Raw genomic sequence first — 19,438 nt, 5'->3', positions numbered from 1 at the left:
CAAAACGTTATCAGGCTGACATCAAATAGAGAATTTTTTCCCGCCGCGGTGCGCAGCAGAGGTTTGACCGTTTGCGCCATACAACGCTGGTTCCTGGTGCGGTTTCAGCACTTGTATTGCTTGTTGATTACGCTCGATCTGCCCTTCCAGCAGCCAACCGTTGTGCTGGTTGAGGTCGCGTAAATGCTGTGTTTTCTTGGTGATAGTCTGCCAGCGTTCAGCAATCTCATCATTGGCGCTGCGCGTGGCGTCATGTTCCAGGCGGCGCTGCTGCTCAAGATAATCAAGGGTTGCCAGCAAGGAGCTTTTTTCTTCTGTAATACGCTGTAGCTGGCTGCCGTTGATATGCCCTGCGGAAAGCTGCTGCTGTTCAGCATCCATTACCGTTTTCAGGTCATTGAGGACGGTCGTCATCTGGTCAAGTATTTCTGACAAACGAGTCATACTTTATTTACTCTGTAGGTAGCTCTGCGCCTCGCGAATCAGCGAGTCGGCAATTTTTCCGGTATCCATTTTCAATTCACCGTTACGGATTGCGGTTTTCAGTGCTTCCACGCGTTCCATATTGATGTCATTGCTGCCGGGCTGCATCAGTTTGGCCTGGGCGTCGCTCAGCATGACGCTGGTGCTGGTGGTCGCGGTGGTTTTTTCCTTCCGCGCTTTTTGTACCGGCGCATCGCTGGTTTCACGCGGCTGAACGGTGCTTACTGGCTTCAATGGTGAGGTACGATCAATGCTCATTTTATTTTTCCTCATCGAGGGGTTACGCTATAGCGGCCCGCTGTAATCATTGGTTGTTTATCTATCGGCACACGCTAAAAAATCTTTAACCTATTATAGGTTAATAAGAATATTCCCATCAGAATCGACGACGCCGCTCACCACCTGGCCTGAAATCATCCGCACTCGCGCATTCTGTGCGACAGCGGCGTTGTTCAGCGCTTTACCTTCGGCATTGACCCGAAAGCCATCTCCGTTGGCAATAACCAGTACGCGCTGACCGGCCTTGATCCGCCATGCCTGGCGCAACATCGAAAGCTGTATCGGTTGGCCCGGCACCAGATCGCGCAGGCTCACTGCATCCTGCACCTGACTCATATCCAGCACCGCGCGCGGCGGTAGTTGGTCCAGTCGACCACGTTTCAGCGTTACGCTGGCTGGGGTCAGGGGGCTACCTCGCGCTACGGATGCAGCGGCAACAACGTAGTTTCCCGTCGCCTGCACGTTCACTTGCAGATAACGTTTTTCGTTGGCACAGCGGGCCAGCACATTCACATTGCCCCACAGTTTTGCGCTACCTGACACGCTTAATGCCGGTTGTTCGCAGTTGGGCAATAAGTTTGGTGACGTTCGGATAGTGACTACCACCTCATCGCTAAATCCGGCCAGGCGCTGGGAAAACCATGCCGTTAGCTGCGAATTCAGGTCTTGTGCCAGCGTCATAGGGCTGAACAGCAGTGCTGCCACGACTATTCCACGTTTAAACGTTTGCATCAAAACCTCGCGCTTTTTCAGGTAGTGGCAGGATTTTACCTGTGTGACGCAGTCATCAACGCAACAAATAGCGACGCATTTTGCGTTTATTCCGGCGATAACGCGCGCGTAATGGGATTTAAGCTGTCGGCTGAATTTTGTCATTTGCGGAGGAGATATGCTCGATAAGCTCGACGCCGCCTTACGTTTTCAACAGGAAGCGCTGAATTTGCGCGCCCAACGCCAGGAAATATTGGCGGCCAACATTGCCAATGCCGACACGCCGGGGTACCAGGCGCGCGATCTGGATTTCGCCAGTGAATTAAAAAAAGTCATGGTGCGAGGACGGGAAGAAACCGGCGGCGTTTCGTTGACGCTGACCTCTGCACAACACATTCCGGCCCAGACCGTTTCTGCGCCGTCTACGGAGCTGCTCTACCGTATTCCTGACCAGCCATCTCTTGATGGCAACACGGTAGATATGGACCGGGAGCGCACGCAATTTGCAGACAACAGCCTCAAATATCAAATGGGGCTGACGGCGCTGGGTGGACAAATCAAAGGCATGATGAACGTACTGCAAGGAGGGAACTAATTCGTGGCGCTGTTAAATATTTTTGATATCGCAGGTTCTGCGCTGACGGCTCAGTCTAAACGCCTGAACGTCGCGGCCAGCAACATGGCGAATGCGGATAGCGTCAGCGGACCCGACGGTCAGCCGTATCGCGCGAAGCAGGTTGTTTTTCAGGTAGATGCTGCGCCAGGTGCGGCAACCGGTGGCGTAAAAGTCGCTGACGTCATTGAGAGTCAGGCGCCGGATAAGCTGGTTTATGAACCCGGTAATCCGCTGGCCGATGCGAACGGCTACGTAAAAATGCCGAATGTGGACGTTGTTGGCGAGATGGTCAACACCATGTCTGCCTCACGTAGCTATCAGGCAAACGTCGAAGTGCTCAACACCGTGAAAAGCTTGATGCTTAAAACGCTGACGCTAGGCCAGTAAAGGAGGCGCACATGTCTATTGCTGTAAAAATGAATGACCCGAGCACGACGGGGGTTAATGCCGCCACGGGGAACAGCTCCCTGACGGGCAGCAACGCCGCTGACCTGCAAAGCAGCTTTCTTACGCTGCTGGTTGCACAACTGAAAAACCAGGACCCTACCAACCCGCTGCAAAACAACGAACTGACTACCCAGTTGGCGCAAATCAGTACCGTGAGCGGGATTGAGAAGCTGAACACCACGTTAGGGTCGATCTCCGGGCAGATCGACAACAGTCAGTCGCTGCAGGCCAGTACGCTGATTGGCCACGGGGTCATGATCCCGGGTACCACCATCCTGACCGGTAAAGGGACAGAAGAGGGTGCCAAAACCACGACAACACCATTTGGAATTGAGCTGCAGCAACCGGCAGATAAGGTTACCGCAACCATTACCGATAAAGACGGCAAAGTGGTACGCACCATTGACATTGGTGGATTGAAAGCGGGCGTTCATACCTTTACCTGGGACGGCACCATGACCGATGGCACGGATGCACCAAGCGGTTCTTACAACGTGTCAATTGCTGCCAGTAATGGCGGAACGCAACTGGTGGCACAGCCGCTTCAGTTTGCGCTGGTGCAGGGCGTTATTCGCAGTAACGGCGGTAATACGCTGGATCTGGGCACTTATGGAACCACCACCCTCGACGAAGTACGGCAGATAATTTAAGCCTTCACACTTATCAGGAGTAAGTCATGGCCTTTTCTCAAGCGGTCAGCGGTCTGAACGCTGCAGCGACCAACCTCGATGTCATTGGTAACAACATCGCCAACTCCGCCACCTACGGTTTTAAATCTGGCACGGCATCTTTTGCCGATATGTTTGCCGGTTCGAAAGTCGGTTTGGGCGTTAAAGTTGCGGGTATTACTCAGGACTTTACCGACGGTACTACCACAAACACCGGACGTGGGCTGGATGTTGCTATCAGCCAGAACGGTTTTTTCCGTATGGTAGACAGCAACGGTTCCGTTTTCTACAGCCGTAACGGTCAGTTCAAGCTCGATGAAAACCGCAATATCGTTAACATGCAGGGGCTGCAGCTGACGGGCTATCCGGCTACCGGTACACCGCCAACAGTTCAGCAGGGTGCGAACCCGGCACCGATCACTATCCCGAATACGCTGATGGCGGCTAAATCAACCACCACTGCGTCAATGCAGGTCAACCTGAACTCCACTGACAAGGTTCCTACCAAGACCCCGTTTAACCCAAGCGATGCCGATTCCTACAACAAAAAAGGCAGCGTTACCGTTTTCGATAGCCAGGGTAACGCTCATGACATGAACATTTTTTATGTCAAAAACGCGCAGAGCAACACCTGGGAAGTCTTCACTCAAGATGCTTCTACTGGGGATGCTGAGAAATCGGCAGGGTTTATGCGTTTTGATAATAATGGTTTGTTTTTAGGTATTAGCGCCACGGCAGCCGAAGTACCACCGACGGCTCCAGCCGTCTGGCCAAAGGATATCAAAATTACAACCGGTCCGATCAATGGCGCAGTTCCGGCGAACTTCTCCCTGAGCTTCCTGAACTCCATGCAGCAGAACACCGGTGCCAACAACATCGTCGCCACGAATCAGAACGGCTACAAGCCGGGCGATCTGGTGAGCTACCAGATTAACAATGACGGTACCGTGGTCGGTAACTACTCCAACGAACAGCAACAGGTTCTGGGGCAGATCGTGCTGGCAAACTTTGCCAACAACGAAGGTCTGGCGTCTCAGGGCGACAACGTCTGGGCGGCGACTCAGTCTTCTGGCGTGGCGCTGCTGGGTACCGCAGGCGAAGGTAACTTCGGCAAGCTGACCAACGGCGCGCTGGAAGCGTCAAACGTGGATTTGAGTAAAGAACTGGTGAATATGATTGTCGCCCAGCGTAACTATCAGTCGAACGCGCAGACCATCAAAACCCAGGATCAGATCCTCAACACGCTGGTCAACCTGCGCTAAGCGCCTGACGGGATGGCTTAATGGATCACGCAATTTATACCGCCATGGGCGCGGCCAGTCAGACGCTGAATCAACAGGCGGTGACGGCCAGCAACCTGGCAAACGCCTCCACGCCAGGGTTTCGTGCGCAGCTCAATGCACTGCGCGCGGTTCCTGTAGAAGGATTGTCTTTACCGACGCGTACGCTGGTCGTGGCCTCCACGCCGGGGGCCGATATGACGCCCGGTCAGATGGACTATACCTCCCGCCCGCTGGATGTGGCGCTGCAACAGGATGGCTGGTTGGCTGTGCAGACCGCTGACGGTAGCGAAGGATATACCCGTAACGGTGCTATTCAGGTGAGCCCAACGGGTGAACTGACTATTCAGGGACACCCGGTAATTGGCGAAGCCGGACCGATCGCCGTACCAGAAGGCTCGGAAGTCACCATTGCGGCGGACGGGACCATTTCTGCACTTAACCCTGGCGATCCGGCTAATACGGTCGCGCCAGTGGGGCGGTTGAAGCTGGTGAAGGCTACAGGGCTTGAAGTGCAACGTGGCGATGACGGTATGTTCCGTCTGACCCAGGCCGCACAGGCCACCCGTGGTGCGACGTTACAGGCTGACCCCAGCATTCGCGTGATGTCGGGCGTGCTGGAAGGCAGTAACGTTAAACCGGTTGCTGCGATGAGCGACATGATCGCCAACGCCCGCCGCTTTGAAATGCAGATGAAAATTATCAGTAGCGTGGATGATAACGCGGGCCGCGCCAACCAACTGCTGTCGATGAGTTAATACAGGACATTTTATGATCAGTTCATTATGGATCGCCAAAACCGGCCTGGATGCGCAGCAAACCAACATGGATGTGATTGCCAACAACCTGGCAAACGTCAGCACCAACGGATTTAAGCGCCAACGTGCCGTATTTGAAGATCTGTTGTACCAGACGATTCGTCAGCCTGGCGCACAGTCTTCTGAACAGACCACACTGCCGTCTGGTTTGCAGATTGGTACCGGCGTACGTCCGGTTGCGACCGAGCGTTTACACAGCCAGGGTAACCTGTCGCAGACCAACAACAGTAAAGATGTGGCGATTAAAGGCCAGGGCTTTTTCCAGGTCATGTTGCCCGATGGTACGTCCGCTTATACCCGCGACGGTTCTTTCCAGGTGGATCAGAACGGTCAGTTGGTGACGGCGGGTGGTTTTCAGGTTCAGCCTGCCATCACCATTCCGGCTAACTCGCTCAGTATCACCATTGGACGTGACGGTATTGTCAGCGTGACCCAACAGGGGCAGGCGGCGCCTGTTCAGGTCGGGCAGCTTAACCTGACAACCTTCATGAACGATACCGGTCTGGAAAGCATTGGTGAGAATCTGTACACCGAAACGCAGTCATCCGGTGCGCCGAATGAGAGCACGCCAGGGCTGAACGGCGCGGGTCTGCTGTATCAGGGCTATGTTGAAACCTCTAACGTCAACGTGGCGGAAGAGCTGGTAAACATGATCCAGGTTCAGCGCGCTTACGAAATCAACAGTAAAGCGGTATCGACCACCGATCAGATGCTGCAAAAACTGACGCAACTCTAAAGTGGAGCCCGGTGGGGTGAAAACCTCACCGGCACACTGATTTTGAAGATGACCGCAATGCGAAAATACGCGCTTCACCCATACCCAATTTTAGCCCTGCTGGTGGTTTCACTAACAGGATGTGCCTGGATCCCGGCCACGCCGCTCGTGCAGGGCGCAACGTCTGCCCAGCCAGTTCCAGGTCCAACGCCGGTGGCGAATGGCTCAATCTTCCAGTCGGCACAACCGATTAACTATGGTTATCAGCCACTCTTTGAAGATCGTCGTCCACGCAATATTGGCGATACGCTGACCATCGTATTGCAGGAAAACGTCAGCGCGAGCAAAAGCTCTTCGGCGAACGCCAGTCGCGACGGCAAGACAAACTTTGGCTTTGATACCGTACCGCGCTATCTGGAAGGATTGTTCGGTAACGAACGTGCAGACGTAGAAGCCTCCGGCGGTAACTCCTTTAACGGTAAAGGCGGCGCGAACGCCAGAAATACCTTCAGCGGTACGCTGACCGTAACGGTCGATCAGGTACTGGTGAATGGCAACTTACATGTCGTGGGTGAAAAACAGATCGCTATAAATCAGGGCACTGAATTCATCCGCTTCTCCGGGGTTGTTAACCCGCGCACCATCAGTGGCAGCAACTCCGTACCGTCAACCCAGGTTGCGGATGCGCGTATTGAGTACGTCGGCAACGGCTACATCAATGAAGCGCAGAATATGGGCTGGTTGCAGCGTTTCTTCCTTAACTTGTCGCCGATGTAAGCGAGGTACCCAGTGTTTAAATCTTTTGTTGGAATGGTACTGGTGCTGATAACCACCTTTGCGCATGCTGACCGTATTCGTGACCTGACCAGCGTTCAGGGGGTGCGGGAAAACTCGTTGATAGGTTATGGGCTGGTAGTCGGTCTGGATGGAACGGGTGACCAGACCACACAGACGCCGTTTACGACGCAAACGCTCAATAACATGCTTTCGCAGTTGGGGATAACCGTGCCAACTGGTACCAATATGCAGCTGAAAAATGTGGCGGCGGTGATGGTTACCGCGTCGTTTCCTGCATTCGGTCGTCAGGGACAAACCATCGACGTAGTGGTTTCCTCTATGGGGAATGCCAAAAGCCTGCGCGGCGGTACGCTGCTGATGACCCCGTTAAAAGGGGTTGATAGTCAGGTATATGCGCTGGCTCAGGGGAATATTTTGGTGGGCGGTGCGGGTGCGGCTGCAGGTGGCAGTAGCGTGCAGGTTAACCAGCTCAATGGTGGACGCATTACCAACGGCGCGATTATCGAACGTGAATTACCCAGCCAGTTCGGCGGTGGTAACACCATTAATCTGCAGCTCAATAATGAAGATTTCACGATGGCGCAGCAGATTACCGACACCATCAACCGCTCGCGTGGCTTTGGTAGCGCAACAGCATTGGATGCCCGAACCATTCAGGTGCGCGTGCCAAGCGGTAACAGCTCGCAGGTGCGTTTCCTCGCTGATATCCAGAATATTGAGGTGAACGTCACGCCGCAGGATGCGAAAGTGATTATCAACTCGCGCACCGGATCTGTCGTCATGAACCGCGAAGTGACGCTGGATAGCTGTGCTGTGGCACAAGGCAACTTGTCGATTACGGTAAACCGCCAGGCGAACGTCAGCCAGCCGGACACACCATTTGGCGGTGGACAAACCGTGGTGACGCCACAAACCCAGATTGACCTGCGCCAGAGCGGTGGTTCGTTGCAAAGCGTGCGTTCCAGCGCCAACCTGAACAATGTGGTACGTGCGCTGAATGCGCTGGGGGCAACGCCGATGGATCTGATGTCCATTCTGCAATCGATGCAGAGCGCGGGTTGCTTACGCGCCAAACTGGAAATCATCTAATGATTGGTGACAGCAAACTGTTGACCAGCGCTGCCTGGGATGCGCAATCACTGAACGAACTGAAAGCGAAAGCGGGCCAGGACCCGGCGGCGAATATCCGTCCGGTCGCCCGTCAGGTTGAAGGGATGTTCGTGCAGATGATGCTGAAAAGCATGCGTGAAGCGCTGCCGAAAGATGGCGTGTTTAGCAGCGATTCAACGCGCTTGTATACCAGTATGTATGACCAACAAATTGCGCAGCAAATGACCGCAGGCAAAGGTCTGGGGTTGGCTGAAATGATGGTCAAGCAGATGACTGAAGGGCAAGCGCAACCTGCGGATGACGCGCCGCAGGTGCCGATGAAGTTTTCACTGGAAACGGTGACCAGCTATCAAAATCAGGCATTGACGCAACTGGTCCGCAAAGCCATCCCCCGGGCGACAGAAAGCAATGATGAGCCGCTGTCAGGTGACAGTAAAGACTTCCTCGCCCAGCTATCGCTGCCGGCTAAGCTGGCCAGCCAGCAAAGCGGCGTCCCGCATCATCTGATTCTGGCACAGGCGGCGCTGGAATCCGGATGGGGGCAGCGACAAATTCGCCGTGAGAACGGTGAACCGAGCTTCAACATTTTTGGCGTGAAGGCTTCGGGAAGCTGGAAAGGTCCAACCACTGAAATCACCACGACTGAATATGAAAACGGTGAGGCGAAAAAGGTGAAAGCCAGATTCCGCGTCTATAGCTCTTACCTTGAGGCGTTGTCGGATTATGTCGGTCTGATATCCCGTAACCCGCGCTATGCAGCAGTGACCGCTGCCTCGACCGCCGAGCAAGGGGCGCAGGCATTGCAAAATGCGGGTTACGCCACGGACCCTAACTATGCGCGAAAATTAACCAGCATGATCCAGCAGTTGAAATCGATGAGTGAAAAAGTGAGCAAAACCTACAGCACGAACATCGATAATCTCTTTTAAATAGCTCAAGTCTACCGACCTGCTGCCGATAATAACGAGTATTGAAGGATTACAAGGAACCTCCATGTCCAGCTTGATTAATAACGCGATGAGTGGACTCAGCGCAGCGCAGGCCGCGTTGAATACTGCCAGTAACAACATCTCCAGCTATAACGTTGCCGGATATACCCGACAGACGACAATTATGGCGCAAGCGAACAGCACGCTGGGTGCGGGGGGCTGGGTAGGCAATGGTGTCTATGTTTCTGGTGTACAACGTGAATATGACTCCTTTATCACTAACCAGTTGCGAGCAGCGCAGAACCAGAGCAGCGGTCTGACGACACGTTATGAGCAAATGTCAAAAATCGACAATCTGCTCTCCAGCAAAACCAGTTCTATTTCGACCTCCATGCAGGACTTTTTTACCAGCCTGCAAACGCTGGTCAGCAACGCCGAAGATCCGGCGGCACGCCAGGCGCTAATCGGTAAAGCTGATGGATTGGTAAATCAGTTTAAAACGACCGACCAGTATCTGCGCGATCAGGATAAGCAGGTCAATACCGCGATTAAAGCCAGCGTTGATCAGATCAACAACTATTCGAAACAAATTGCCAGCCTCAACGACCAGATTTCTCGTATGACAGGCGTCGGCGCAGGTGCGTCTCCTAACGACCTGCTTGACCAGCGCGATCAGCTGGTCAGTGAATTGAATCAGATTGTCGGTGTTGAAGTCAGCGTTCAGGATGGTGGCACTTACAACCTGACCATGGCCAACGGCTATTCGCTGGTACAGGGCAGCAATGCACGTCAACTGGCGGCAGTGCCTTCCAGCGATGATCCTAATCGTACAACCGTGGCCTACGTTGATGGCGTTGCCGGAGCTGTTGAAATTCCGGAGAAACTGCTGAATACCGGTTCACTGGGCGGACTGCTCACCTTCCGTTCTCAGGAGCTGGATCAGACGCGTAATACCCTCGGTCAACTGGCGCTTGCATTTGCCAGTGCATTTAACGCCCAGCATAAAGAAGGTTTTGATGCCAACGGCGTTAAAGGTGAGAATTTCTTCGATATCGGCAGCCCGTCAGTTTTGAGTAATAAGAATAACATTGGCAAAGCGGAATTAACTGCAGAAGTTGGTGACAGTTCGAAAGTACAGGCTACCGACTATAAGGTTGTGTTCAGTGGCGGTAAGTGGCAGGTGACGCGTCTGGCAGATAACACAACGTTTGAAGCTAAACCTGATAAGGACGGAAAACTGGATATTGATGGTCTGAAAGTGACGGTGACTATTGATCCCACCAAGCCCGGGCCTCAAGAAAATGACAGTTTTATTCTGAAGCCGGTAGAGAACGTCATCGTTGATATGAAAGTCAAGGTGACCGATGAGTCGAAAATCGCCATGGCTCAAGTGTCTAAAAATGATACGGACCCCACCATCGATAAAGGCAAGAGCGACAACCGTAACGGTCAGAAACTGTTAGATCTGCAAACCAAAGCGACTGTCGGCAATAAGACCTTCAACGATGCATATGCCACGCTGGTAAGCGATGTCGGGAACAAAACCGCTACGCTGAAAACCAGTGCCACCACCCAGAACAACGTGGTGACACAGCTTTACCGGCAGCAACAATCTATTTCCGGCGTAAACCTCGACGAAGAGTACGGTAATTTACAGCGTTTTCAGCAGTATTACCTGGCTAACGCGCAAGTGCTGCAGACCGCGAATGCGTTGTTTGATGCACTGATTAATATCCGCTAAGGGAGAGGGACACAATGCGTATCAGCACCCAGATGATGTACCAGCAGAATATGCGTGGCATCACTAACTCTCAGGCTGAATGGATGAAGTTCGGCGAGCAGATGTCAACGGGCAAACGCGTGATCAACCCATCAGACGATCCGATTGCCGCCTCGCAGGCCGTGGTACTTTCTCAGGCTCAGGCGCAGAACAGCCAATATACGCTGGCACGCTCATTCGCGACGCAAAAGGTGTCGCTGGAAGAGAATGTTCTGAGCCAGGTGACGACGGCAATTCAGGCTGCACAGGAAAAAATCGTTTATGCCGGGAACGGAACGTTAAGTGATGATGACCGTGCATCGCTGGCCACCGACCTACAGGGGATCCGCGATCAGCTGATGAACCTGGCAAACAGTACCGACGGTAATGGTCGCTATATTTTCGGTGGATATAAAACAGAATCTGCACCGTTTGCCCAGGCAGATGGCGCTTACAGCGGTGGTACAACAAACGTTACCCAACAGGTCGATGCCTCCCGAACCATGGTGATTGGTCATACTGGCGATAAAGTATTCGCCAACCTGACAAGCAACGCCGTACCGGAACCTGGTGGCGGTACTCAGGAAAAGAACCTGTTTAAAATGCTGGATACTGCTATTGATGCGCTCAAAACCCCTATTGAGGGTGATGACGTTGCAAAAGCTACCGCCGCTGCTGCCATTGATAAAACCAACCGTGGTTTAAAGAATTCACTCAATAATGTTTTGAGCGTCCGTGCAGAATTAGGTACGCAGCTGAGTGAATTAAGCTCGCTGGATTCACTGGGTGCCGATCGTGCATTAGGCCAAACTCAGCAGATGAGTAATCTGGTGGATGTCGACTGGAACGCCGCGATCTCGTCTTATGTCATGCAGCAGGCTGCGCTACAGGCATCCTATAAAGCGTTTACCGATATGCAGGGAATGTCGTTGTTCCAGCTCAATCGTTAACGCCTCGTTTTGAAACATATCTTGAAACTGGGTATGTTTGTCTGCCCGCTCCTTTAACACCCCGGAGCGGGCATTTTTTTAGGCAACCGACGTCTTACTAAGCGACGGGGTCCCCGTCAGTCTTATGACCAACGCAATTGCACTGCTGAAGGTAGCCAACGCAACAACACCTTCCCAATTTGCCAGGGCGTAGACCTGACTTCCGAGAACCGAACCCAGCGCCATACCAATGAACACCATCGTAAACAGCAGAGCGTTCAATCGTCCTCGTGCCAGAGGCTCCAGGCTATAGACCAGATTCTGGTGGGCAACCAGGCTGGATTGCAATCCGAGATCAAAACCTACCGCCGAAAGGGCGATGAGCAGCCATTGCCCCTGAACGGGCAGGGCGGGTAACAAAAACATCAGAGCGAAAGATGCCGTTACCAGCAAAGCACCCAATTGCGTTACTTTTGCCGCACCCACTTTATCGGCAAGATGACCCGCCAACGGTGCGGCAAGCGCTCCGGCTGCCCCCGCGATACCAAAAGCACCCGCTATAGCGCTACCCATGTGGTAATGCTCAGATAACATTACCGCCAGCGTAGACCAGAAGGCGCTAAAAGCAATGGACAGAAAGCCTTGTGCCAGTGCTGCGCGGCGCAAGGTGGAATATCGTTGCCAAAGTTGCGCCATTGAGAACATTAATGATGGATAGCTCAACGTGGAATGGACCGTAAAGCGAGGCAGTACTTTCCACATAATCGCGGTAATTATGGCAATGCTGACGGCAGCGAGTTGATACATCTCGCGCCAGCCAAACGCTTCGCCCACCACTCCACTGACGGTACGTGAGAGTAAAATCCCCAGCAGAAGGCCCGTCATCACAGTGCCCACCGTTTTTCCCTGCTTGCCTTCCGGCGCCAGAATAGCCGCCGCGGGAACGATATCTTGTGCCATGGTTGCCGCCATTCCCATCAGCAGGCTCACCAGTAATAGCGAATGCAACTGACCGGTAAAGCTACAGGCCAGCAGCAGCGCGGCAAGAGAGATGCTTTTCAGCAGGATTAATGTCCGGCGGTCATAACGATCGCCTAATGGCAATAAAAACAATATACCTAACGCATATCCCGCCTGGGTCAGCGTCGGGACCAACCCCATACCGGTGAGACTTAAGGCCAGATCCTGACCCATTAAAGGCAGAAGAGGCTGGGCGTAGTAGATAGCGGCCACGCTGAATCCGGCGCCCATTGCCAGAACAAAAATGACCCAACGGGAAAGTGCGGTATGTGTGTTCACAAATGATTCCTCAATCACAGGATGTGCGGCTATTTTTATCCTTCTGCGGGTGGTGCGGTAGCGAGCGCAGTGGTAAAACAGTTATACGCCAGACGTATGAAGAAACTGATAATGATAAAAACTGAACGTATAGACAGGGTGGAGCTGATGCGCACGTTTGTGCGTATCGTAGAAGCAGGATCGCTTTCGGCAGCGGCAAAACAGATAGGGACGACGCAGGCGACCGTAAGCCGACGGCTGCAATCGCTGGAGACGCTGCTGGGTGTGAAACTGCTTATGCGTACCACGCATGCGATGAAATTGACCGACGACGGCGAAAGAGGCTATCAGCATGCTAAGAAGATTATTGATGCCTGGCTGGCGCTGGAAGATGGACTTAATGTCACAGAAGATGAACCGGTGGGGACGTTGCGAGTCCGCGCACCGCATGCCTTCGGGCAACAACAACTACTTGAGCCGCTTTTGCAGTTTCTTTCGCGCTATCCCCAGTTGGCAGTAGAGTGGATGCTCAACGATAAAACCGTTGATTTTCTGAGCGATAATATTGATTGCGCGATCAGGGTTGGTGCTGAGGTGGATCCGGCCACGGTTTCCGTCTTACTGGCTGAAGTTCCCCGTAGTATGGTGGTGAGTCCAGGACTGCTGGAGCAATATGGCGAGCTTTCTCATCCTGAGCAGTTATCAGCGCTGCCCTGGATTGCAGTGAACACGTTTTATCAGCATAGCGTTTCGTTGTTGCACCAATTGCGTAATGAGCCAGTCACGCTGAATATTTCACCCAGATTAAGCACAGACAGTATTTATGTCGCAAGAAATGCCGCGCTGGCGGGGTTGGGAGTGACTATTGTTTCAAGCTGGATGGTGGCGGAGGATATTGCCGACGGACGTCTGGTTGCGTTGCTACCTGAGTGGCATGCGGCGCCGTTGCCTGTACATTTGGTTTATCCGTGGGCGCGTTACTATCCGACCCGCTTACGCAAGTTTCTGGCCCTAATGAAGGATGTTATGCCGCAGCTGACGGGGATGAAAGGCGTAGATCAGATATAAAAAAGCCGACCCGAAGGCCGGCTGTGATATTGATTATGGCTTACTCAACAGGCTGTGGACGTGTTGCTGGCGCAGTCGCTTGATGCGTTGCGCTATGTCCACCTGCGGCACCTTTGCCTTCAAAGGCGAATGCCGGACGCTGCCAGTCGCTATGACGCGGCGCTTCTGGCACATATTCCGGTGCCGGAGCGCGGGTCATTGGCGCGGTTGCATGGCTATGCAGGTGTTCAGCATCAGCGCTGGCTGCGACAACTTCAGCCTTAACGACTTCAGTTTCGACGACAGGCGCGGCAACAACGACTTTCGGCGCTGCAACCTCTTCAACAGCTGGCGCTGTTTCCACAACTTCAGCAATCTCTTCAACCACTTCTGGCTGGGGAATAACCACCTCTGCAGGCTCTTCGGTAACCGGTGCAGTCACAACGTCAGCCACAGGTTCGGCTTCAGCGGCGATTTCTTCTGCTACGGGCGCATCAGATGCAGCGATAATTTGCGGTTGTTCCTCGACAGGGGTCGCAATCACTTCCGGATGCGTGGTTTCAACCTGTGTGGTTTCAACAACGGCGGCCTGAGGCTCAGCTACGACAACCTCTGGTTGCACGGCTTCAACCGGCGCAGGGGTATCCACAATGTGTTCAACGGCAGCGGCAGCAACCTGAGGCTCTACGGCGACAGGTGCAGCTTGCTGCTGGACCATTTCCTGTTCACGCTGTTCTTCAACCTGCTGATCCTGAGGACGTGCGACAGGGTAGCGGATCCAAACTTTACCGGACGCTAATTCAGGAGATGCGCAGGCGACCGTTAACGGCATCGGCGACTGAACCGGATAACGCTCGTCACGGTAACGACGACGACGCTGTCCACTAACGCGCAGATGGCGAGGAGAGCGGCGAGAACGACGCGGCATACCGTTGGAGTCACGAGCTTCGCTGTTGTCTTCCTGCTCAGTCGCAACGACGGCTGGCAGATCAACTTTCGCCAGTTCGGTGCGCTGTGACGGTACCGGCTGTTCTGTTGGTTGAGCAACAGCAGTTTCAGCGATTGCAGCAACAGTAGCCACTTCGGCTTCAACCGCCGGGCTGTCTGTGAAACGAACTTTCTGAGTCAACTGACGCTGTTTGCGGCGGGTTTGAGGCTGACGTACTCGCTCTTCCTGCTCAGTATCCTGCACAGGTTGTTCAGCCTGGTTCAGCTCTTTAACTTCCTGCTGAGCCTGACGCTTGTCATCGTTACGACGGCGGTTGCGTTCGCGACGCGGCGCCTGCTGTTCATCACCGGATTTCGCTTTGTCTGCAACATCAGTGGTTTGCTGGCGGTTATCGCGAGCTTCCGCATTTTGCTGCTGGGACTGACGACGGTTACGGCGGTTATCTTCACGGTTTTCGCCGTTTTCTGAACGTTCGCTACGGTTGTCGCGGTCACCGCGATTATCACGGTTATCACGACGATCGTTACGGTCGCGACGATTGTTCTGACGCGGTTTACGACGATCCTGCTGGCGTTCGGTTTTCTCTTCAGCTTTCGGCGCAGGTTGTTCAACCGGTTTCACTTCTTCGCTACCACCGAAGATGGACTTCAGTGCGCCAAAGAAACGGCTAATCAAACCGGGTTGTGCGGCAACGGCTGCGGTTGCTGCTGCAGCTTTAGGCGCGGTGGCTTTCGCGGCAGGTTCCTGCAGAGCAGGGGCTGGCGGAACGTCTGGCATGGCGAAGGTGGCCAGCGCCGGTTGCTCAGGCTGTTTACGCTCGACGTACTCTTCTTCCGTCGGCAATGCCATTGCCTCTTCATGCAGTTTCGGCAGCAGGTAGCTCAGGGTCGGTGTTTCTTCCCCTTTACGTACGCGCAGCACAGAATAGTGCGGGGTTTCCATCTGATCGTTTGGCACGATCACACAGCGCACGCCATTCTGACGCGTTTCGATAGCATTAACCGCGGTACGTTTTTCGTTAAGCAGGTAAGAGGCGATTGGCACAGGAACAATAGCATGAACTTCTTGCGTATTTTCTTTCAGTGCTTCTTCTTCGATCAGACGCAGAATAGACAGCGACAGTGATTCGTTATCACGTACGGTACCGGTGCCGGAACAGCGCGGGCACACGTGATGGCTGGATTCACCCAGAGACGGGCTCAGACGCTGACGAGACATCTCAAGCAGACCGAAGCGAGAAATATGGCTGATCTGAATACGCGCTCTGTCCTGGCGTACGGCCTCGCGCAGACGGTTTTCAACCGCGCGCTGGTGGCGAACCGGCGTCATATCAATGAAGTCGATTACAATCAGACCGCCGAGGTCGCGCAGACGTAGCTGACGGGCAATTTCATCGGCTGCTTCAAGGTTAGTGTTGAACGCAGTTTCTTCGATGTCGCCGCCGCGAGTTGCACGCGCGGAGTTGATATCGATAGCGGTCAGGGCCTCTGTGCTGTCAATAACGATTGAGCCGCCGGACGGCAGGCGCACTTCGCGCTGGAACGCGGATTCAATCTGAGACTCGATCTGATAGTGGCTGAACAGCGGGATTTCGCCGGTGTACAGTTTGATTTTGCTGCTGAAATCCGGACGACCCAGCGCGGCGATGTGCTGACGCGCCATCTCCATCACTTTCGGATTATCGATAAGGATTTCGCCGATGTCCTGACGTAAGTAGTCACGGAAAGCGCGAACGATAACGTTGCTTTCCTGGTGGATCAGGAACGGAGCAGGGCGGCTGTCAGCGGCTTTTTGAATCGCTTCCCAGTGCTTCAGGCGGAAGCTCAGGTCCCACTGCAGCGCTTCGGCGGATTTGCCGACCCCTGCGGTACGCACGATAAGGCCCATGCCATCAGGCAGTTCCAGGCTTGCCAGCGCTTCTTTTAATTCGGTACGGTCGTCGCCTTCAATGCGGCGGGAGATACCGCCCGCGCGCGGGTTGTTCGGCATCAGAACCAGATAACTACCCGCCAGGCTGATAAAGGTAGTCAGCGCAGCGCCTTTATTGCCGCGTTCTTCTTTATCGATCTGAACGATGACTTCCTGACCTTCGCGCAACACGTCTTTAATGTTGGGACGACCATGGGAGTTGTAGTTAGCGGGGAAGTATTCGCGGGCAATTTCTTTTAACGGGAGGAAACCGTGACGTTCAGCGCCGTAATCAACAAAAGCAGCTTCCAGACTCGGTTCAATACGGGTAATTTTGCCTTTATAGATGTTGGCTTTTTTCTGTTCGTGTCCAGGACTTTCGATATCCAGATCGTACAGACGTTGCCCATCTACAAGGGCGACACGCAACTCTTCCTGCTGAGTTGCGTTAATTAACATTCTTTTCATCGTAACTTACTCATTATTCTTACATTGACGACTAAGCTGCGGGCAGAGTAATGCCTTTCCGGGTGTGAACCGATGGCCTCGTGTCTATTCGCGTCGCCAACCTCACGGTTATCGTCAGCTCAAAGAGGCGCAGAGTGTCGGTTGCCTGCATTTCATACGGAAACACAGCGCAATTATCAGGGGAACAGTCTGGGTGTTACTCTCCAGAAAAGCTTCCATATTACCGGTAAGGACTGCAACCCGCAGCCCGCTAACTGCCTGAAAGATCAATACGTCTTACGCCATTGCTGCGTTGATGATCGGTCGGGCAAAATTGGGTCATTCCGGAAAAGTTCTTGTTTTAACAAGATTCAACACGGAAACAACCTCATTATTCCACTGCTAACCTTGTTATAGCAAGATGACTTTTGCCATTTATCACCCGGTTACTCACAGTTTTTTCACTTCCGCGTAGTGATTGCTTTAATAACCACCAAATCGGCCATGTCAAACTTAAGTAATAGGGTATAGCAGTTAATATAAGCATAGAAAAATGTGTGGCGCGAATCTTGATGGCTATTTAAAATCGGCCCCCATGAAAACAGAGACTCCAGCCGTAAAAACAGTTGCCATTACTGCCGACGAAGCAGGGCAACGCATCGATAACTTTTTGCGCACCCAGCTTAAGGGCGTGCCGAAAAGTATGATTTATCGCATTTTGCGTAAAGGCGAAGTGCGGGTGAATAAAAAACGCATTAAACCCGAGTACAAACTCGAAGACGGGGATATTGTGCGTATTCCACCTGTGCGTGTCGCTGAACGTGAAGAAGAGGCCATTTCACCGAACCTGCAAAAGGTCGCGGCGCTGACCGACGTCATTTTATATGAAGATGACCACATTCTGGTGCTTAACAAACCTTCAGGTACGGCCGTACATGGCGGAAGCGGGTTAAGCTTTGGCGTCATTGAAGGATTACGAGCACTGCGCCCGGAAGCGCGTTTCCTTGAACTGGTGCATCGCCTCGACCGGGATACCTCCGGCGTGCTGCTGGTTGCTAAAAAACGCTCAGCCTTGCGTTCATTGCATGAACAACTGCGTGAAAAAGGCATGCAGAAAGACTATCTCGCGCTGGTTCGAGGCCAATGGCAGTCGCATGTCAAAACCGTGCAGGCGCCGCTGTTAAAGAACATTCTGCAAAGTGGCGAGCGTATCGTGCGGGTGAACCAGGAAGGCAAACCGTCAGAAACACGTTTTAAAGTGGAAGAGCGCTATGCGTTTGCCACGCTTGTGCGCTGTAGCCCGGTGACTGGACGTACGCACCAGATTCGTGTGCATACCCAGTATGCCGGTCATCCAATTGCTTTTGACGATCGCTACGGTGACCGTGAGTTCGATAAGCAACTGGCGGATACGGGGTTGAATCGACTTTTCCTGCACGCCGCAGCGTTGAAATTTACCCATCCGGGAACGGGTGAAGTGATGCGTATTGAGGCGCCGATGGATAAGCAATTGAAGCGCTGCCTCGAGGTTTTACGCAGTAAAGCCTGATGCGCGTTGCTTATCAGGCCTACAATCGTGTGATGCACCGTAGGCCTGATAAGACGCATCGCGTCGCCATCAGGCAGATCAATCAGGCATTCAACGGGTTCATCTCTTCCCGCCGCAGCATTTGACACAACGCGATAAGCGGCAAACCGATCAGGGTATTTGGGTCACGACCCTCCAGGCGTTCAAAGAGTGCAATACCTAACCCTTCACTTTTGAAGCTACCTGCACAATGGAGCGGGCGCTCTTTACGCAGATAATCATCAATTTCCGCCTCGCTTAAATGACGGAAATGGACGTCAAAAGGTTCTACTTCAGTTTGTAAATGTCCGGTCGCAGAATTATACAGCGCCAGTCCGGTGTAAAACGTCACAATATTGCCACGGGCTTTGAGTAATTGTTGGCGGGCATTTTCTTCAGTTAATGGTTTGCCGGTTATTTCACCATCAAGAACACAAATTTGATCGGAGCCAATAATCAGATGCGATGGGTAACGGTGGGCGAGAGATTGCGCTTTTTTCTGCGCCAGTCGCAAGACTAAATGGCGTGGTGTCTCGCCGGGCAACGGCGTTTCATCAACCTCTGGCGCAGCGCATTCAAACGGGATTGCCAGTTTTTCGAGTAAAGCGCGACGCCAGGGGGAGGTAGAAGCAAGAATAAGTTGAGGCATATTTTTTCCCTCGCATATAGCGTATTGATGAGAGCCATTTTAAACTATGGA

At 53.2% G+C, this 19,438-nt stretch carries 19 protein-coding genes; 13 read left to right on the top strand and 6 right to left on the bottom strand.

What is annotated here, in order from left to right; all coding sequences use genetic code 11:
* Positions 1-21 precede the first annotated feature (21 nt).
* The 3 genes from flgN to flgA all read right to left on the bottom strand — a co-directional run bounded on the left by flgN (position 22) and on the right by flgA (position 1,494).
* The gene (gene flgN / locus BZK40_RS14890) at positions 22-444 is read right to left on the bottom strand and encodes a flagella biosynthesis chaperone FlgN (protein ID WP_003036178.1); all 423 of its coding nucleotides are present in this window, start codon (positions 442-444) and stop codon (positions 22-24) included.
* Positions 445-447: 3 nt separating this feature from the next.
* Positions 448-741 (bottom strand): flagellar biosynthesis anti-sigma factor FlgM, encoded by a 294-nt coding sequence (gene flgM, locus BZK40_RS14885; protein WP_032942956.1) that lies wholly within the window; start codon positions 739-741, stop codon positions 448-450.
* Positions 742-834: 93 nt separating this feature from the next.
* Positions 835-1,494, bottom strand: a complete 660-nt coding sequence (flgA, locus tag BZK40_RS14880) for a flagellar basal body P-ring formation chaperone FlgA (RefSeq protein WP_079934930.1) — start codon at positions 1,492-1,494, stop codon at positions 835-837.
* A 157-nt stretch (positions 1,495-1,651) separates the two neighbouring features.
* Here flgA and flgB point away from each other — a divergent pair, with 157 nt between their 5' ends.
* The 11 genes from flgB (at position 1,652) to flgL (ending at position 11,563) form a co-directional block, all read left to right on the top strand.
* Positions 1,652-2,068, top strand: coding sequence for a flagellar basal body rod protein FlgB (gene flgB, locus BZK40_RS14875; RefSeq protein ID WP_003036189.1), 417 nt, complete (start codon positions 1,652-1,654; stop codon positions 2,066-2,068).
* Positions 2,069-2,071: 3 nt separating this feature from the next.
* The gene (gene flgC, locus BZK40_RS14870) at positions 2,072-2,476 is read left to right on the top strand and encodes a flagellar basal body rod protein FlgC (RefSeq protein ID WP_003036191.1); all 405 of its coding nucleotides are present in this window, start codon (positions 2,072-2,074) and stop codon (positions 2,474-2,476) included.
* Positions 2,477-2,487: 11 nt separating this feature from the next.
* Positions 2,488-3,186 carry a flagellar hook assembly protein FlgD gene (gene flgD / locus BZK40_RS14865; protein WP_008784359.1) on the top strand — a complete coding sequence of 233 codons (699 nt, stop codon included), beginning with the start codon at positions 2,488-2,490 and terminating at the stop codon, positions 3,184-3,186.
* Between the two features lie 26 nt (positions 3,187-3,212).
* Positions 3,213-4,466, top strand: a complete 1,254-nt coding sequence (flgE, locus tag BZK40_RS14860; protein ID WP_048214467.1) for a flagellar hook protein FlgE — start codon at positions 3,213-3,215, stop codon at positions 4,464-4,466.
* Between the two features lie 20 nt (positions 4,467-4,486).
* The gene (locus BZK40_RS14855; protein WP_003832161.1) at positions 4,487-5,242 is read left to right on the top strand and encodes a flagellar basal body rod protein FlgF; all 756 of its coding nucleotides are present in this window, start codon (positions 4,487-4,489) and stop codon (positions 5,240-5,242) included.
* A 13-nt stretch (positions 5,243-5,255) separates the two neighbouring features.
* A complete protein-coding gene (gene flgG, locus BZK40_RS14850) occupies positions 5,256-6,038 on the top strand; it encodes a flagellar basal-body rod protein FlgG (protein WP_003036202.1) in 783 nt (260 codons plus the stop codon).
* Between the two features lie 57 nt (positions 6,039-6,095).
* Positions 6,096-6,794, top strand: a complete 699-nt coding sequence (locus tag BZK40_RS14845; protein ID WP_032934415.1) for a flagellar basal body L-ring protein FlgH — start codon at positions 6,096-6,098, stop codon at positions 6,792-6,794.
* 33 nt (positions 6,795-6,827) lie between these two features.
* Positions 6,828-7,904, top strand: coding sequence for a flagellar basal body P-ring protein FlgI (locus BZK40_RS14840; protein ID WP_032934416.1), 1,077 nt, complete (start codon positions 6,828-6,830; stop codon positions 7,902-7,904).
* Complete coding sequence (flgJ, locus tag BZK40_RS14835) at positions 7,904-8,854, top strand: flagellar assembly peptidoglycan hydrolase FlgJ (protein ID WP_079934896.1); 951 nt, start codon at positions 7,904-7,906, stop codon at positions 8,852-8,854. The genes BZK40_RS14840 and flgJ overlap by 1 nt, the downstream gene beginning before the upstream one ends.
* 64 nt (positions 8,855-8,918) lie before the next feature.
* Positions 8,919-10,595 (top strand): flagellar hook-associated protein FlgK, encoded by a 1,677-nt coding sequence (flgK, locus tag BZK40_RS14830; RefSeq protein WP_079934895.1) that lies wholly within the window; start codon positions 8,919-8,921, stop codon positions 10,593-10,595.
* 14 nt (positions 10,596-10,609) lie between these two features.
* Positions 10,610-11,563 carry a flagellar hook-associated protein FlgL gene (gene flgL, locus BZK40_RS14825; RefSeq protein ID WP_079934894.1) on the top strand — a complete coding sequence of 318 codons (954 nt, stop codon included), beginning with the start codon at positions 10,610-10,612 and terminating at the stop codon, positions 11,561-11,563.
* A gap of 78 nt (positions 11,564-11,641) precedes the next feature.
* Here the strand turns inward: flgL and BZK40_RS14820 are convergent, their stop codons facing one another.
* On the bottom strand, positions 11,642-12,841 hold the full coding sequence (locus BZK40_RS14820) for an MFS transporter (RefSeq protein ID WP_079934893.1): 1,200 nt from the start codon (positions 12,839-12,841) through the stop codon (positions 11,642-11,644).
* Positions 12,842-12,862: 21 nt separating this feature from the next.
* On the opposite strand from BZK40_RS14820, the gene BZK40_RS14815 reads away from it, so the two are divergent.
* The gene (locus BZK40_RS14815) at positions 12,863-13,888 is read left to right on the top strand and encodes a LysR family transcriptional regulator (protein WP_048226963.1); all 1,026 of its coding nucleotides are present in this window, start codon (positions 12,863-12,865) and stop codon (positions 13,886-13,888) included.
* Between the two features lie 40 nt (positions 13,889-13,928).
* On the opposite strand, the gene rne is transcribed toward BZK40_RS14815, so the two are convergent.
* Positions 13,929-17,192, bottom strand: coding sequence for a ribonuclease E (gene rne, locus BZK40_RS14810; RefSeq protein WP_079934892.1), 3,264 nt, complete (start codon positions 17,190-17,192; stop codon positions 13,929-13,931).
* A 574-nt stretch (positions 17,193-17,766) separates the two neighbouring features.
* Between rne and rluC the strand changes: the two genes are divergently transcribed.
* The gene (gene rluC, locus BZK40_RS14800) at positions 17,767-18,720 is read left to right on the top strand and encodes a 23S rRNA pseudouridine(955/2504/2580) synthase RluC (protein ID WP_003036228.1); all 954 of its coding nucleotides are present in this window, start codon (positions 17,767-17,769) and stop codon (positions 18,718-18,720) included.
* 82 nt (positions 18,721-18,802) lie between these two features.
* Here rluC and BZK40_RS14795 read toward each other — a convergent pair whose 3' ends face one another.
* Positions 18,803-19,387 (bottom strand): Maf family protein, encoded by a 585-nt coding sequence (locus BZK40_RS14795; protein WP_079934891.1) that lies wholly within the window; start codon positions 19,385-19,387, stop codon positions 18,803-18,805.
* Between the last annotated feature and the right edge of the window lie 51 nt (positions 19,388-19,438).

This window comes from Citrobacter portucalensis, from assembly GCF_002042885.1.
Classification (GTDB): Bacteria; Pseudomonadota; Gammaproteobacteria; order Enterobacterales; family Enterobacteriaceae; genus Citrobacter; species Citrobacter portucalensis.
Note: the sequence above shows the minus strand (reverse complement) of the source record. Positions and strands in the feature narration are given on the sequence as shown.

What these genes read in the sequence shown, in the direction of transcription:
- flgN (WP_003036178.1), bottom strand. Translation starts at nt 444, where the DNA reads ATGACTCGTTTGTCAGAAATACTTGACCAGATGACGACCGTCCTCAAT.
- BZK40_RS14815 (WP_048226963.1), top strand. Translation starts at nt 12,863, where the DNA reads ATGTGCGGCTATTTTTATCCTTCTGCGGGTGGTGCGGTAGCGAGCGCA.
- flgM (WP_032942956.1), bottom strand. Translation starts at nt 741, where the DNA reads ATGAGCATTGATCGTACCTCACCATTGAAGCCAGTAAGCACCGTTCAG.
- flgK (WP_079934895.1), top strand. Translation starts at nt 8,919, where the DNA reads ATGTCCAGCTTGATTAATAACGCGATGAGTGGACTCAGCGCAGCGCAG.
- flgJ (WP_079934896.1), top strand. Translation starts at nt 7,904, where the DNA reads ATGATTGGTGACAGCAAACTGTTGACCAGCGCTGCCTGGGATGCGCAA.
- flgA (WP_079934930.1), bottom strand. Translation starts at nt 1,494, where the DNA reads ATGCAAACGTTTAAACGTGGAATAGTCGTGGCAGCACTGCTGTTCAGC.
- flgB (WP_003036189.1), top strand. Translation starts at nt 1,652, where the DNA reads ATGCTCGATAAGCTCGACGCCGCCTTACGTTTTCAACAGGAAGCGCTG.
- flgG (WP_003036202.1), top strand. Translation starts at nt 5,256, where the DNA reads ATGATCAGTTCATTATGGATCGCCAAAACCGGCCTGGATGCGCAGCAA.
- flgL (WP_079934894.1), top strand. Translation starts at nt 10,610, where the DNA reads ATGCGTATCAGCACCCAGATGATGTACCAGCAGAATATGCGTGGCATC.
- flgE (WP_048214467.1), top strand. Translation starts at nt 3,213, where the DNA reads ATGGCCTTTTCTCAAGCGGTCAGCGGTCTGAACGCTGCAGCGACCAAC.
- BZK40_RS14855 (WP_003832161.1), top strand. Translation starts at nt 4,487, where the DNA reads ATGGATCACGCAATTTATACCGCCATGGGCGCGGCCAGTCAGACGCTG.
- rluC (WP_003036228.1), top strand. Translation starts at nt 17,767, where the DNA reads ATGAAAACAGAGACTCCAGCCGTAAAAACAGTTGCCATTACTGCCGAC.
- flgD (WP_008784359.1), top strand. Translation starts at nt 2,488, where the DNA reads ATGTCTATTGCTGTAAAAATGAATGACCCGAGCACGACGGGGGTTAAT.
- BZK40_RS14840 (WP_032934416.1), top strand. Translation starts at nt 6,828, where the DNA reads ATGGTACTGGTGCTGATAACCACCTTTGCGCATGCTGACCGTATTCGT.
- BZK40_RS14795 (WP_079934891.1), bottom strand. Translation starts at nt 19,387, where the DNA reads ATGCCTCAACTTATTCTTGCTTCTACCTCCCCCTGGCGTCGCGCTTTA.
- rne (WP_079934892.1), bottom strand. Translation starts at nt 17,192, where the DNA reads ATGAAAAGAATGTTAATTAACGCAACTCAGCAGGAAGAGTTGCGTGTC.
- BZK40_RS14845 (WP_032934415.1), top strand. Translation starts at nt 6,096, where the DNA reads ATGCGAAAATACGCGCTTCACCCATACCCAATTTTAGCCCTGCTGGTG.